General features: G+C 37.1%; 13 protein-coding genes and 1 pseudogene. 13 read left to right on the plus strand and 1 reads right to left on the minus strand.

Annotation, left to right across the window (positions count from 1 at the left end; all coding sequences use genetic code 11):
- Nucleotides 1–469: 469 nt before the first annotated feature.
- From ABU914_RS09790 to ABU914_RS09845, 12 genes are all read left to right on the plus strand, one after another.
- Nucleotides 470–2,032 carry a class I adenylate-forming enzyme family protein gene (locus tag ABU914_RS09790; RefSeq protein ID WP_379669552.1) on the plus strand — a complete coding sequence of 521 codons (1,563 nt, stop codon included), beginning with the start codon at nucleotides 470–472 and terminating at the stop codon, nucleotides 2,030–2,032.
- Between the two features lie 51 nt (nucleotides 2,033–2,083).
- Complete coding sequence (locus tag ABU914_RS09795) at nucleotides 2,084–3,253, plus strand: acyl-CoA dehydrogenase family protein (protein WP_379669553.1); 1,170 nt, start codon at nucleotides 2,084–2,086, stop codon at nucleotides 3,251–3,253.
- Nucleotides 3,254–3,295: 42 nt separating this feature from the next.
- Nucleotides 3,296–3,805, plus strand: a complete 510-nt coding sequence (locus ABU914_RS09800) for a MaoC family dehydratase (RefSeq protein WP_379669554.1) — start codon at nucleotides 3,296–3,298, stop codon at nucleotides 3,803–3,805.
- Between the two features lie 15 nt (nucleotides 3,806–3,820).
- Entirely contained in the window at nucleotides 3,821–4,258 is a 438-nt protein-coding gene (locus tag ABU914_RS09805; protein ID WP_379669555.1) for a hotdog family protein, read from the plus strand.
- Between the two features lie 6 nt (nucleotides 4,259–4,264).
- Complete coding sequence (locus tag ABU914_RS09810; protein ID WP_379669556.1) at nucleotides 4,265–5,449, plus strand: thiolase C-terminal domain-containing protein; 1,185 nt, start codon at nucleotides 4,265–4,267, stop codon at nucleotides 5,447–5,449.
- A 5-nt stretch (nucleotides 5,450–5,454) separates the two neighbouring features.
- Nucleotides 5,455–5,877, plus strand: a complete 423-nt coding sequence (locus ABU914_RS09815; RefSeq protein WP_379669557.1) for a Zn-ribbon domain-containing OB-fold protein — start codon at nucleotides 5,455–5,457, stop codon at nucleotides 5,875–5,877.
- Nucleotides 5,878–5,895: 18 nt separating this feature from the next.
- Entirely contained in the window at nucleotides 5,896–7,053 is a 1,158-nt protein-coding gene (locus ABU914_RS09820; RefSeq protein WP_379669558.1) for an acyl-CoA dehydrogenase family protein, read from the plus strand.
- Between the two features lie 64 nt (nucleotides 7,054–7,117).
- Nucleotides 7,118–8,308 carry a CaiB/BaiF CoA transferase family protein gene (locus ABU914_RS09825; RefSeq protein WP_379669559.1) on the plus strand — a complete coding sequence of 397 codons (1,191 nt, stop codon included), beginning with the start codon at nucleotides 7,118–7,120 and terminating at the stop codon, nucleotides 8,306–8,308.
- Nucleotides 8,309–8,324: 16 nt separating this feature from the next.
- Entirely contained in the window at nucleotides 8,325–9,557 is a 1,233-nt protein-coding gene (locus ABU914_RS09830) for a CaiB/BaiF CoA transferase family protein (RefSeq protein ID WP_379669560.1), read from the plus strand.
- A 161-nt stretch (nucleotides 9,558–9,718) separates the two neighbouring features.
- Entirely contained in the window at nucleotides 9,719–9,862 is a 144-nt protein-coding gene (locus ABU914_RS09835; RefSeq protein WP_379669561.1) for a hypothetical protein, read from the plus strand.
- Nucleotides 9,863–9,910: 48 nt separating this feature from the next.
- Nucleotides 9,911–11,719, plus strand: a complete 1,809-nt coding sequence (locus tag ABU914_RS09840; protein ID WP_379669562.1) for a CoA transferase — start codon at nucleotides 9,911–9,913, stop codon at nucleotides 11,717–11,719.
- A gap of 27 nt (nucleotides 11,720–11,746) precedes the next feature.
- Nucleotides 11,747–12,517 (plus strand): enoyl-CoA hydratase/isomerase family protein, encoded by a 771-nt coding sequence (locus ABU914_RS09845; protein ID WP_379669563.1) that lies wholly within the window; start codon nucleotides 11,747–11,749, stop codon nucleotides 12,515–12,517.
- A gap of 111 nt (nucleotides 12,518–12,628) precedes the next feature.
- Here the strand turns inward: ABU914_RS09845 and ABU914_RS09850 are convergent.
- A pseudogene (locus ABU914_RS09850) lies at nucleotides 12,629–13,811 on the minus strand (IS110 family RNA-guided transposase).
- A gap of 318 nt (nucleotides 13,812–14,129) precedes the next feature.
- On the opposite strand from ABU914_RS09850, the gene ABU914_RS09855 reads away from it, so the two are divergent.
- Nucleotides 14,130–14,855 carry an enoyl-CoA hydratase/isomerase family protein gene (locus tag ABU914_RS09855; RefSeq protein WP_379669564.1) on the plus strand — a complete coding sequence of 242 codons (726 nt, stop codon included), beginning with the start codon at nucleotides 14,130–14,132 and terminating at the stop codon, nucleotides 14,853–14,855.
- The last annotated feature ends 28 nt before the right edge of the window (nucleotides 14,856–14,883 follow it).

Raw genomic sequence — 14,883 nt, forward strand, 5'->3', positions numbered from 1 at the left:
ACCTTCTGACATTTTTTGTATAGTTGTTAAGGTTGCTTAAGCACCATTATATTGACAGTTCAAGTGAGAGCCCTATCGACTTACACAAAATTCTTGACGGTACCTATTCTGAGGTGAATTTTGAATTTTATTTAATGTGTATTATAGGCATCATTTGGTAAAATGTCAACGTTAAATGGAACATTACCGTTCGACAAGGGAAATCTATCATTACATATAATGAACAAAATAGTAATAAATTTAATTAGTTATTTTTTTAAGCAACTAATAAATGGCTATAATATAATGTTTATATATAGTTTATTAATTTATTAGGTTAACTTGATTTATTAATTTAAAATGAAGTTTATTCAAAAAATAATGACTTACATATTGCGTTAAACGAAATTATATATTACTATATAAGAAACAAGGTTAAGAAATGATTTTTACATTATGGATTATCAAAATTTTATAAGGAGGGTTTTTGTTGAATGCGTACATGTTATTAGAGCTCCCATCTAGTATTGTACCAAGTCAAGAGATAGTAACATTCCGAAATAAAAGGCTAACTTATTCTAAATTAAGTGAGAATGCTAGTAGGTTAGCTAACTTATTGAAAAGTTATGGTATTAAAGCAGGTGATCGAGTTGGTATTATTTCAACGAATCGTCCAGAATTAGTTGAAACATTTTTTGCTACGTTTAAAGTGGGAGCGATTGCTGTACCGATTAACTATCGTGCAAGACAAGATGAATTTGAATATATGATTAATGATGTAAATGTAAACGCTTTATTGTTTGAGGAACGGTACGGATCTATTTTACAACCAATTATTGAACGTAATGATTTTGCTATTACGATTTGTTTAAACGATACACATCAAGCGGGACGAAATTATTATCACCTATTAGATGAAGTACGTGCGCCATTGTTAGACCAAGTAGATATTAATGCTGACGACACGGCACTTATTTTATTTACAAGTGGAACAACAAGTAGACCGAAGGGTGTGATGATTACCCATGGTCAACTGACAAACTACGTCATGAATCATTCCGGGGTTGCCGATGGTACTGATAAAGGTACGTCATTAATTAGTATTCCTAGTTATCATGTTGCAGGAGTAACAAGTATTTGTAATGCGATTTATTCAGGAAGACGCCTCGTATTAATGCCTCAGTTTGAAGCGAAGGAATGGTTGGAGACGATGGAACGAGAAAAAGTAACACATGCATTTTTAGTACCTACGATGTTAAAACAAGTACTCGATCATCCTAATTTTGATCAGACGGATTTGACGGCGTTAGAAAATTTATCCTATGGTGCCGCTCCTATGCCATTACCGGTTATACATGAAGCGATTGAACGATTCCCTAACTCAACGGATTTTGCAAACGCTTTCGGCATGACGGAAACTACATCAACAGTTACAGTGTTAAGTCCTGAAGATCATCGTTTAGAAGGAACAGAGGAAGAAATTGAACAAAAATTAAAACGGTTAACTTCTGTTGGCAAGCCATTGCCGAATGTTGAAATTATGATTGTAGATGAAGGGGGTAAAAAAATAGAAGAATCGGGGAAAGTTGGGGTCGTTTATGTACGAACTGACAAACAGATGAAAGGTTATTGGGAAAAAGATGATGAAACTGATGAAACAGTAGTCGATGGTTGGATACATACCGGTGATATAGGTTGGCTTGATGAAGATGGATATTTGTATTTAGAAGGACGAGATTCTGATTTAATCATTCGCGGTGGTGAAAACATTTCTCCAACTGAAATTGAAAATATTTTACATGCTCATCCGGCGGTAGATAGCGTTGCTGTAATCGGAGTACCCAGTATAGAGTGGGGCGAGGAAGTAATGGCCGTTATTATTCCGAAAGACAAAAATAATTTACCGACATTAGATGAACTTAAGGATTTTTGCCGAGATAAACTTGCTAGTTTTAAGCATCCAACGAAAATTGAATTTGTTGAATCATTCCCGATGACATCAACAGGGAAGGTAATTAAAAACGAATTAAAAGATTTGTTTATTACACAGTAGAAGAAATGATTTTTCTAATCATAAAAATATAAAAAACAGGAGTTGATTACGATGCGTTTTGAATTAACAAATGAACAACAAGCATTACAATTGGAAATCCGTTCATACTTAGAAGAAAAAATTACCGATGAACTATTAGAGGAAGTACGAACGACCCCTTATGGTCCAATCTGGCGTGAATATATCCGTACGCTAGGAAAAGACGGGTGGCTTGGAATCGGTTGGCCGAAGGAATATGGTGGTCAAGGTAAAACTCCATTAGAGCAATACATTTTTCTAGAAGAAATCACTCGTACAGGAATAACGATTCCGTTTATTACACTAGAAACAGTTGGTCCGACCATAATGCGTTTTGGAACGGAAGAACAGAAAAGGGAATTCCTACCAAAGATTTTACGTGGGGAGTTAGAAGTGGCTATTGGGTATACGGAGCCAGAGGCAGGAACAGACTTAGCTTCCTTGGAAACACGTGCTGTTCGAGACGGTGATAAATACGTTATTAATGGTCAAAAGGTGTTTACGACAAATGCATCTATATCAGATTATATTTGGTTAGCAGCCCGAACTGATCCAGATGCGCCGAAACACGAAGGAATTTCTATTTTCTTAGTTCCGACAGATTCGCCGGGTGTGACGATTACAACGACAAAATTAATGGGAGAAAAATCAATTGGTTCGAGTAGCACCTTTTACGATAATGTAATTATTCCAGCATCGAACATTATCGGTGAAGAAAATAAAGGTTGGAAATATATTACGGAACAATTATCGCTCGAACGTCTCATGCTGTCAACTTATTCGATGATGGAGCGTGTTATTGAAGAAACGACTGAGTGGGCGAAAGAAGCTGTTGTTGATGGAGAGTCTGCCATTAATCGTCCGTGGGTTCAAGAGAAATTAGCTAATTTAAAAGTAAAAATTGAAGTATTACGTTTGCTAAATTATCGCGCAGCATGGTCCCACGGTAACTTAAGTGAACCACCATTCAGACCATCGATGAACAAAACATTTGCAGCAGAATTGAATCAAGAAGTATACGATACATGTATGCAAATTATTGGTTTAGCTAGTCAGCTCGATGATAATTCGAAATATTCTATTTTAGAAGGTAAGTTAGAACAGTTCTCACAAAGTTATTTAGTGTACTTATTCGGTGGGGGAGCAAACGAAGTACAGCGTGATTTAGTAGCACGTTTCGGCTTAGGAATTAAACGTTCATAATGTGTAATAACATATATATGGAAAATTTTGGGAGGGAATATGATGGCATTAACAAGAGAAGAAATTGAAAAGTATTTAAGTTTAGAGTCTGAAAAAATTAAAGGTCCAGATGCAGTTTGTGAACAGATGATTCGCCACTGGGTAGAGATAATGGAAGATGAAAACCCGTTGTATAGTGATGAGGAATATGCGAAGAACTCCGAGTATGGTGGAATCATCGCTCCGCCAATGCAAGTACAAGCATATACGATGCAGCCGGTTTGGCCTAAGACAGAGCGAGAACCCAGTCCGATGGAAAGATTTATTAAGTGTCTAAGGGACGAAGGCTATACATCGATTGTGGCGACGCATCAAGGTCAAGAATATTTCGCACCTCTCCGTTTAGGTGATGAAATTAGTTACACGATCACAGTCGATCAAGTTTCAGATGAAAAACAAACGTCACGTGGCCCAGGCTATTTTGTTACATTTTTATGGACGTATTACAACCAAAAAGACGAATTAGTTTGTAAGCAATCATTTACTATTTTAGCTTATAATGCAGGAGCTTAATAGGAGGGAAAGGCATTGAAAAAAACATATAATCGAATAACGTGGGAAGAAGTTTCAGTTGGAGATGATTTACCAGAACATAAGCGAAATATAACCGCCCAATTAGTCGTTGGAGGTGCGATCGCAGCAACACGTGATTATGCACCAGTTCACCATGATTATCATGCTGCTAAAGAGGCAAAAGCTGACGATGTGTTTATGAACATTTTAACAACAAACGGATTAATTGGTAAATACCTAACCGACTGGGCAGGTCCAACAGGTAAAATTAAAAAGATTGATTTGGGATTATCAGTACCTAATTATCCGGGTGATCAAATGGTCATGATTGGTGAAGTAACGGATAAATTTGAAAAAGACGGTGAATACTTAGTCGAGGTTGAATACGTAGGAAAAAACAAAATCGGAAATCATGCAACGGGTAAAGCAGTGTTAGCACTTCCAAGGAGGTAATGAATAATGAGTAATATTGTAAATACTCGAGATAAGACAGCGATTGTTGGTATTGGAACAACAGAAATTAGTCGTGATTGTGGTCGGACGGAATTAAAGATGGCAGTTGAAGCAATATTAGATGCAGTAGAAGATGCAGGTATTTCTGTTGATGACATTGATGGTATGGTTAACTATACGATGGATAAATCAGAACAGTTAGAAGTTGTAAACGCTTTAGGTATTCCTAATTTAAGTTTCTTCAGTAAGACACCCTATGGTGGGGGTGGTAGTTGTGCTACGGTGGCGCATGCTGTGGCAGCCGTTGAAGCAGGGTTGGCAAATTACGTCGTTTGTTATCGTTCGATTCGTGATGCGTCTCTTCCGGTGCGTATTGGAGATTTTGATGCATCACAGCAATCATACAACGATGATGACGTCTACTATGGCATGTATATGCCTTACGGATTAATCACACCGGTATCATGGGTTGCGATGTTCGCGCAACGTTACATCCATGAATTTGACATTGGGGATGATGCGTTTTGGCCTGTTGCTCAAATAAATCGTGAAAATGCAAACCGCAATCCGAGCGCATGGTTCCACGATCAAAAACTAACCTATGAAGAATATATGAATTCACCGATGAACGTTACACCATTAAGACGCCATGATTGCTGTCTCAATATAGACGGCGCGATGGCAGTAATCGTCACAAGTGCGGAAAATGCTAAACATTTAAAACAAACACCAGCATATATTTCTGGTGTAGCACAAGGAATGCATACGCATGGTGAACAGATGACGAGTTATTACCGTAAAGATATTACGACACTTCATGAAGTTGTAGAATATGGTGATTTAATGTTTAAAATGGCAGGTATTACACCTAAAGATATTGATGTGGCACAGTTTTATGATGCATTTAGTCCACTTGTACCAATGCAGTTAGAAGCATTAGGTTTTGTTGAAAAGGGTGAAGGAGTAGATTTTATCCAAGATGTCGATCGTCTTCGTGTCGATGGTGAATTGCCAATTAATACATCCGGTGGATTAATGTCTGAAGGATATGTACATGGGATGAATTTAATTGTCGAAGCAGTTAGACAGATTCGTGGTACTTCGACGACGCAAGTTAATGATGTTGAATTTTCATTAGTTACTGGGGGATTAGGTGTACCATCCAGTGGAATTATTTTAAGACGGGGGTAATGTAAATGGTTAAATATAATAAAGAATATCCAACTCCAAGACCGTTAGTAGATGAAGATACGATTGAATTTTGGACGAAATTACATGAAACGAAACAATTGCACGTGCAACAATGTAAAAACTGTAACACATATTCCCATCCACCACGACCGGTTTGTCATAACTGTCGTCAGTTTGAGCTAGAATGGGTTCCGGTTTCTGGAAAAGGCAAAATTTACAGTTACGTTATTTATCATCGTTCAGTACATCCTGGTTTTGAAGTGCCATACGAAGTTATTCTTGTTGAATTAGAAGAAGGAATACGGATCGTTTCGAATATGGTCGACTGCGGTCCCGAAGATATCTCTATTGGAATGCCAGTTGAATTTGTTCCAGATGACGATGTGTTTGAGGATATAACACTTCCGAAGTTTAAACGAGCAAAATAAACAAAGTGGGTGAAATAGATGGATTTTTCGTTAAATGAAATGCAGGAAGAATTTAAACGAACAGCACGTAATTTTTTCAGTGAGCAATGTGACTTAGCTTCATTACACAAATTTGAAGAAGATGAAAATAAATATTCTGAAGAACTATATCAACATCTAGCAGAATTGGGCTTTTTAAGCATAGTTATTCCGGAAGAATACGATGGAATTGAAGGTGATTTACTCGATTTAGCGATCATTATTGAAGAAGCGGGATATGCAACATTAGCCGCGCCGTTCTTTTCAACGATTGCTTATGGAATTATGCCACTGTTGAAATACGGAACAGAAGAACAAAAGCAACACTTTTTACCAAAAATAGCATCTGGTGAAATAAAGTTTACTGGAGCATTTGCTGAACCTAATGTGAACTATCATTACGAGCATGTATATGCCGAGGCGACAGAATCAGACGGGCGATTTGTCGTTTCAGGAAAAAAGTTATTTGTACCGTATGCCAATATAGCAGATTATATAATAGTTTTAGTCCGAACAGATGAAACAAAAGCAGGAACTGAAGCAGGCTTAACATTATTAATAATTGAAAATGATAATCAAAATATCGAACTAACAGAATTAAGCGGAATTAGCCCAGAAGCAATGTACGAATTAACTTTTAAGGATAAGTCTGTTCCCATAGAAAATGTTTTAGGTGAAGTTAATGACGGCTTCGAGGTAACGAAAAATATATTAGAAACAGCAACAGGCTTGCAGACGGTGGAAATGGCAGGTGTCATACGCCGTGCGCTCGACATTACGAATAGCTATGTAAAAGAACGAAAACAATTTAATATTCCAATTGCAACATTCCAAGCAGTACAACATCGTTTAGCAGACATGTTTACGGCCGTTGAAGGGGGATATTTAGCAGCTTATCAAGCAGTTTCCCGTTTAGCCCAAGGAAAATCAGCTTCGAAAGAAGTAGCGGTGGCAAAAACTTGGCTAAGTCAGAAAGGCCAATACGTCTTAACAAGCGCGCATCAATTACACGGTGGAATCGGTGTTGAAATGGATTATCCACTGCAATTCTGCTTTAGACATTTTAAACGATTGCAGTTGCAATTAGGTAATGAACCGTATTATGTAAAACAGTTGGCAAAAAGTATTGCTGAATCAAAAGAGGAGCAATACGCCTAAATTTAATTGTTGATTCCTTTTGTGCCTCAACTAATTAAAAAATAGATGAATAGGTGGGAAAACAATGGTAAATCAGGCCTTGTCAGGTTTGAAAGTAGTTGATTTTTCATGGCATATAGCAGGTCCGTATTGTACGAAGTTATTAGCTGATTTCGGTGCAGAAGTGATTAAAATTGAACGACCAGAATTAGGAGACCCATCAAGGGAAGAGGGCCCCTTTCCAAGCGACAAGAAAGACTTAAATGCTAGTGGACTTTATCTTTATTTAAACAATAACAAAAAAAGTATCGAATTAAATTTGAAAAGTGAAAAAGGTAAGTGGATCGCTCGTGAATTAATAAAGAAAGCAGATATCGTCGTAGAAAACTTCGCACCAGGTGTAATAGATCGTTTAGGATTAGGCTATGACTCGATTAAAGAGTTAAAACCTAACGTTATTATGACATCCATTTCCAACTTTGGACAGACAGGAGAGTTTAGAGATTATGAAGCAACAGAATTAATTACGCAAGCGATGAGTGGATGGATAACATCAGTAGGTGAAGAAGAGTACGAACCATTACGAGCAGCAGGTCGACTTCGTATTTTAGAGTACCTATCTGGAGCATTTGCTGCGCTTTCAACATTAAGTGCCATTTTAGAAAGACGAAAAACGAATGAAGGAACGCATATTGACGTATCGATTACGGAAGTAGGAAATATGCAACGTTCTTATCCAACAGTCCAAAACTCGTTTCCATCACGTGTATCCAAAACACAGAAACGATTCCGTATGTTACCGAGTGTAGAAAAATGTAAAGACGGTTATATTGGAGTTACTGTACTTACCGGTCAACATTGGGAAAACTTCTGCGCGATGACTGAAATGTATGATTGGATCGATGATGAACGGTTTACGATGATTCCACAGCGTTTAAAGCATAAAGAAATTTATCAGAAACGTTTCGATGAATGGCTTATGCGTCATACGCGACAAGAAATTTTAGAGTTAGGTGCTAAGTGGGGAGTACCAGTAATTCCTGTCCCGTCATTCGATGAATTACCAGAATTCCCACAATATAAAGATAGGGATGTTTTCATTGAAGTCGAGCATGCACATGCAGGAAAAGTGATTCAACCTGCAGCGCCTGCACGTTTATCAAAAACACCTTGGCAGTTAAAGTCAGTTGCACCGACATTAGGTGAACATAATAAAGATATATTAAAAAGTATTGATAACGCTTCCGAAAAGGATATTGAAGAAGCTACAAAGTGAAGTAGGGGGATGAATGATGAAAGGTAGGTATTTTGAAGGGATTCGTATTCTTGATTTAACAATGTGGTGGTCGGGACCTTTAACGACTTCCTATTTTGGAGCGCTTGGAGCGGAAGTGATTAAAATCGAATCAGTACAAGCACCAGATGGATTTAGATATACATCGGTTAAACCGATGGAAAAATGGTGGGAAAAAGGCCCACAGTGGAATGCAGCTAACTTAAATAAGAAAGGACTTACTTTAAATTTACGTGACGAAAAAGGGGTAGAGGTTTTTAAAGAACTGGTAAAGCAAGCTGATGTTATCATTGAAAATTTCACTGCAAAAGTAATGAAAAACTTTGGCTTAACATATGAAAAATTAAAAGAAATTAATCCCGAAATTATTATGGTATCGATGCCGGCCTACGGATCAACAGGTCCGATGAAAAACTCACCAGGATTTGCGTATACATTCGAAATTTTATCCGGTATTGCTCAAGTAAATGGTTATGAAAATGATAACCCGCTCATTATTTCAGGTGTCGGTGATGTAACATCTGGCTTCCACACGATATATTCCATTTTAGCAGCATTGGAGTATCGTGAACGTACGGGAGAAGGGCAATTCATCGAGATAGCACAAGTTGAAACGTCGATTGTACTTTTGGGGCAACCATTAGCTGATTTATCAATGAATCAACGGGTCTGGGATCGTATTGGAAACAAACATCCGGGTATGGCACCGCATGGTATTTTCCGTAGTAAAGGTGATGACTCATGGATCGCAATTGCAATTACGAACGATGAAGAATGGCAACGTTTCTGTGAAGTAATCAGTCGACCTGATTTAATGAATGACGAACGATACAGTACAATTGAAAATCGTTACGAAAATCAAGATGAATTAACATCAATAATTGAGGACTGGACGACGCAATATACACATTATGAAGCGACGGAAATTTTACAACAACATGGGATCAAGTCAGGTCCTGCATTAGAAGTGGAAGAGATGGAGCATGATCCATATTTAGGGAATATGTTCCAGGAAATTTCCCGTGAATTAACTGGCACGCATTTATTCCCATCTTGGCCAGTCACATACGATGGGGAGCGACTGCTACATCAATGTCCTGCACCGACATTAGGACAGCATAATGAGGAAATTTTAAAAGAATTGCTAAATTATACAGATGAACAAATTTCAGAGCTAGAAGAAGCAGATATTATTGGAACCGTTCCATTGAATGCAACAGAAAACTTATAACAGAAAGGATGAGTATGATGAGTTATAAAATGGGTGCAAAGTATAAGTGTGAAGAATGTGAAAGTGAATTTGTTGTAATTAAGCCTTCACCTGGGGCTTCATTAAAATGCTGTGATAAGGAAGTTAAAGAAATATAACATTTTCAAAAAGGGGAATGACTTATGAGTAATCAGTTAGGTAAACGTTATATTTGTGAAGAGTGTGGCTCAGAAGTATTGTGCACAAAAGGTGGAGATGGCAAAATCTACTGCTGTGATCAGGAAATGGATATCAAGCAACCAGTAGCACTTCCGACAGCAGATTAATTAATATACAAAAGATGGATTAGATAAGTAACAAGGGGGGAGGGAGCAATGCAATATTATGAACTTCTTAACGGTTTACGTGTACTTGAGATTTCTCGATATAGCTCATGTAGTTACGCGGGGAGACTGTTATCGTTAAGTGGTGCTCATGTGACAAAAATATTGCCAGACTCGCTCTCTTTTTGTTCTTTTTATGATGAGTTGAAGACGATGATTAGTTTAAAGGCATTTAAAAAAGAAATAAACAAATATGTATCTAAATCAGATATCGTTATTGCCGATTGTTATTTTGCACATTATGTTAGTGATTTATATACAGGAGCGGGCGTCTTCATTGAGTATCCCTTTGACTATTTAAATGAAGAAAAGGAATTACAAGCACGATATAGTTGGGCCTACTTAACAGGAGAGTCGATGGGGGATTCGTTATTTATTGGAGGAAGTCCAGCGATTAGCTTAATTGGTGCCCATATTGCTTCAGCATCGTTGTCTGGATTCATTAATAATGAGAGAAAGCCAATCATCATTAATATTAATAATATTATGATTAGCGCATTAGAAGGTGCGTATGGTCACTATATTGAAAGTCATAAATTACGTCAACGTGTAGGAAATCGCCATCATTCGTTAAGTCCAATGGCAATATTAAAGTCGAAAGATAAACGTGGGATTTTAATTGGCGCCCCCACGACAGCACATTGGCAATTATTGTCTGATTGGGCGGGGATAGAAACAGAAGAAGCTTGGCTAGATGATAACATGAGGCTCTCTCAATCCGAAGCAATTGAAACACGATTATCGGAATGGACAAAGTTATTTAAAGCAGATGAGTTATTTCATATGGGACAGATTTTTCGATTACCTTTTGCGAAAGTTCAATCAATAGATGAAGTAAAACAATGTCAACAATTACATGCAAGAGACTTTTTTATTCGTGAGAAAGAAGACATAAAGTCATTCCGATTGCCTTGGCTCATCAAAGAAAATGAAATTACTCTATCCTCAGTTTATAGAAAACGTCCGTTAAATCGTTTACGTATATTAGATTTAACAACGATGTGGTCAGGTCCTTATTCTACAAGAATTTTTGCTGATCACGGTGCAGAAGTAATCAAAATTGAAGCACCATACCGACCGGATGGCATACGGGCTAATAAAGATAATCAAGCACCTTTTTTTAAAGAGTTAAACCGTCACAAATTAAGCATTACACTCGATCTAAATAATCCCGGGGAACGGAATTATTTTTTACAACTTGTAGAAATAAGCGATATCGTTATTAACAATTTTAGTCCACGTGTCATGGAAAATTTAAATTTAACAGAATCAACATTGTGGAACTATAACCCTAGTTTAATCATCATTGCAATGTCAGCTTTTGGTGCGACAGGTCCTTATCGTGATTATGTTGGCTATGGACCGACATTGGAAAGTATGGCTGGAATCGCTTATTTAACTAAAGATCAAAAAGATGCCCCATATTTACCAGGCTTTTCGATAAGCGACATATTAGCTGGCATTCATAGTGCTTATGCACTTTTAAAAGCGATCTATTTTATCGAGCGAAAAGGTAACGGGATATTTTTTGATATTTCACAATACGAAGTCGCATGTCAAGTTGTCGGCCGTGAACTGATACAAGGGAATGAAAGGAAACAGCAGACTCCTGTCTATGAAGTGAATAGTTTTAAAGAAACGCTAAGACGTTATCCTGTCGAGCCGATTTTTTTATCAAATAATACGAAAACAATCGGTTATCCTTGGAAAAGTACAAGGTGGAACAAATCGAGTGGGAACGTGCCCCGTTTTGGTGAACATAATGAACAAATTCGTAAGTTAATTACTTCAGGTCATTGACAATAAATGAAAAAGGATGACTTAAATATGAAATTTAATCATTTACATGTAGAAATGAATAACGATATTGCTTATGTATTATTTAATCAATCAAAAGACGATAATCAATTTAATGTTTCGTTAGCGCAAGAGCTGTTGTATATTGGAAATTATTTTATTGAAAGTGATCATTTAAAAGCAATTGTCGTTGGTCATAATGGGCCGCATTTTTCGCGTGGTCTATTAAATGAGCGTGGAGACGTAGTAGTAGATGATGATATCGTAAATGTGGCCTCAGAAGCAATCGATACATGGAGCCGTATTTCCTTTCCGATTATTATGGCTATTAATGGACATTGCCATTCGGTAGCACTAAGTTTTGCAACCATTGCCGATATACGTTTAGCACATGATAATGTTCAATTTAAAGTACCAGAGGTAACACAAGGTTATATACCGATTGGGGGAATTACACAACGATTACCACGAATAATTGGAAAAGGCCCATCAATGCCGATTCTATTAAGTGGAAAAACGATGTATGCAGAAGAAGCTTTAAATTACGGATTCATTAATAGAATCGTTTATGAGGGGACGGTTTGGGAGAAAGCTTGCAAACAAGCAGAACAATTAGCGGCCATGTCTCCTATATCCATGCAATATACGAAAGAATGCATTTTACGAGGTGGTGATTTACCATTCGAACAAGCATTGCGCCTAGAAATCGATATGTATATGATTTTGCAGTCAGGTGAAGATCGAATGGAAGGTGTCAATGCTTTTTTAGAAAAACGCGATCCGATTTTCAAGGGGAAGTAAAAACAGAAGAAAGACTAACTATATTGTCAAGTGAAAAAATAAAGCAATTTATAAAATAATGTATGAAATAAATGCATGCCAAATAAACATCAGAAAACTTAATTTTTTCACTCATTGACGAATTTCGTAAGGTTCATTTTTAGTTACTATCGCACGAATAATGTAACAGATTTTTCGAGACACAGCACCAACTGATGTTAAATGATGTTTCCCTTCTGAACGTTTTTTCTTATAAAAAGCTTTCAAAACAGGATCACTTCGAGAAGCAACTAAGGCAGCTTGAAACAGTGTTTTTCTGAGATAAGGCGATCCACGTTTACTCATCACATTATGGCTTGCATCAAATTGGCCAGATTGTGATACAGAAGTATCAATACCAGCGTAAGTGACTAACTTCTTAGGGTTAGAAAACTTATGAATATCACCTATTTTGCTCAATATTGTTGTACCAGTTACTGGTCCGATACTTGGAGTCGTTTCAATGACAGAGTCAATGGAATTCATCAATCGTTTAATTTTATCTTCTGTTTGTTTAATTTGTGCTTCTAAGAAGTTTAGTTGTTCAATCATGGAGCGAAGTTGAAAAGTAAATGTGTCTTGAGCAAACTGGATTCCAAAGGAATTTGAAACCACTTTTTAAGTGCTTTGACTTTAATTAATCCCACACGATTGCGACTAGCTAAACGTAATGTTTCAGCAAGGATATCGGCTGTGATTTTATTAAATGCATCCGGTGTGGAGTACTCAAATAACGCAGTTTTTGAAGTTTTTCTAAATACGCCAACCTTTGCGAAAACCGTATTATATTCAGGAAATACTTGATTTAAAACAGCAATGATTTTACGTTTAAAATCACTGGCAGTTCCAACAAGGTAAGAGCGATAACAGGTCAATTGGCGTAAGAGAACATATCCTCATTCGCTAACGTAGTGTCTTCAAATGAAGCGTAACGAATAAGATCGGCTATTAATACCGAATCAATGATATCAGTCTTTCTTTTTCGAATTTCAGTTCCTTTTCTCCAACCATCGGTTTAGATGGGGTTAATGACATGGACAAAATAATCAGCTTCCTCCTAGAATGAAAAAAGAGCTAACCAATAAAGACTTGTCGCTTCCATTCCCGTAAGGAAATGGGACGAATCATCTAAAATAGTATTTAAACGGGTGAGTAAAGAATGATCATCTTCAAGTGTGTTAGAGAAAGAAAAGCCTTTTAAGACTATTTTTCCTTCATCGTCCATAACGGAAGCAACATGTGTGCGTTCACCGATATCAATACCAAGATAAAACATACTCTTCCCTTCTTTACTTATTTGGATTGAACGCCACTCACCTGAAAAGCGTCACGACCTTGTGCTAAATACGGAGAGTAAGGCAATGCGCCCCTTCAACATCTAACTCATTCGTAAACAGCTTAACAGAGAGGGATCAGTCTATCAATTACAAGTTTAGTAACCCAAGGAATAAACGATCCACCTCTCAATCCATTAAATATATTTACTCAAATAATTGAGGAAATACCAATAAGAAATAAAAATAGGTTCATAAGATTTCCCTGTTAAAATCGGAAGATTAAAATCTTAAATATAATATACAAGGAGTTAATTTCAATGTTAAATAATGATGATAGTCCTATCTTATTTGAAAAAGACGAAAATATTGCACTAATCACATTTAATCGTCCTGAGCTGTTGAATTCATTTAATACCGAAATGAGGGATTTATTATATGAATTAATGAAAGTAATCCGTGATGATTCGACTATCGAGGCTGTGGTGTTTTCTGGTAGGGGCCGGGGATTTTGCGCAGGTGCTGATTTAACTGAGTTTGGAACTGATCCAACGATAATTGAAAAACGGAGAATTCGTTTGCGCCACGATGTTTGGGCATTGATGACGAATTTAGATATACCGTTAGCTGTAGCGCTTCATGGTTTTGCCGTTGGGTCTGGCTTGGAAATAGCGATGTTATGCGATTTTCGTTTTGCAACAAAAGATACCGTTTTATCACTTCCGGAAGCAAAAATTGGTATGGTGCCAGCGGCTGGAGGGACGCAAAGTTTACCACGTTTGATGAAACAGGGAGATGCGTTAAACTTTGCCTTAACAGGGAAGCGGATTACTGCAGAAGAAGGTTATCGAAAACATTTGATAACTGAAATCGTTGCTGAAGATCGCTTACAAACATATACAATTGATTATATGAAACGACTTGTCCATGTGAATGCAAAAGCGATAGAAAAGACAAAATCGCTTATAAAATCGGGTTTAGATATGGACTTAGACGATGGTTTACGCAAAGAAACACTTATCATTAAGCGTTTCTATGCTAGTTAAAGTACCAATTCATTGCCAAAATCTAATA

The sequence above is a fragment of the Pueribacillus sp. YX66 genome (assembly GCF_041725775.1).
In the GTDB taxonomy this organism is placed as follows: domain Bacteria; phylum Bacillota; class Bacilli; order Bacillales; family UBA6769; genus Pueribacillus.

Coding starts and splice junctions, on each gene's coding strand:
- ABU914_RS09795 (WP_379669553.1), top strand. CDS start 2,084: ATGCGTTTTGAATTAACAAATGAACAACAAGCATTACAATTGGAAATC.
- ABU914_RS09800 (WP_379669554.1), top strand. CDS start 3,296: ATGGCATTAACAAGAGAAGAAATTGAAAAGTATTTAAGTTTAGAGTCT.
- ABU914_RS09810 (WP_379669556.1), top strand. CDS start 4,265: ATGAGTAATATTGTAAATACTCGAGATAAGACAGCGATTGTTGGTATT.
- ABU914_RS09815 (WP_379669557.1), top strand. CDS start 5,455: ATGGTTAAATATAATAAAGAATATCCAACTCCAAGACCGTTAGTAGAT.
- ABU914_RS09820 (WP_379669558.1), top strand. CDS start 5,896: ATGGATTTTTCGTTAAATGAAATGCAGGAAGAATTTAAACGAACAGCA.
- ABU914_RS09825 (WP_379669559.1), top strand. CDS start 7,118: ATGGTAAATCAGGCCTTGTCAGGTTTGAAAGTAGTTGATTTTTCATGG.
- ABU914_RS09830 (WP_379669560.1), top strand. CDS start 8,325: ATGAAAGGTAGGTATTTTGAAGGGATTCGTATTCTTGATTTAACAATG.
- ABU914_RS09835 (WP_379669561.1), top strand. CDS start 9,719: ATGAGTAATCAGTTAGGTAAACGTTATATTTGTGAAGAGTGTGGCTCA.
- ABU914_RS09840 (WP_379669562.1), top strand. CDS start 9,911: ATGCAATATTATGAACTTCTTAACGGTTTACGTGTACTTGAGATTTCT.
- ABU914_RS09845 (WP_379669563.1), top strand. CDS start 11,747: ATGAAATTTAATCATTTACATGTAGAAATGAATAACGATATTGCTTAT.
- ABU914_RS09855 (WP_379669564.1), top strand. CDS start 14,130: ATGTTAAATAATGATGATAGTCCTATCTTATTTGAAAAAGACGAAAAT.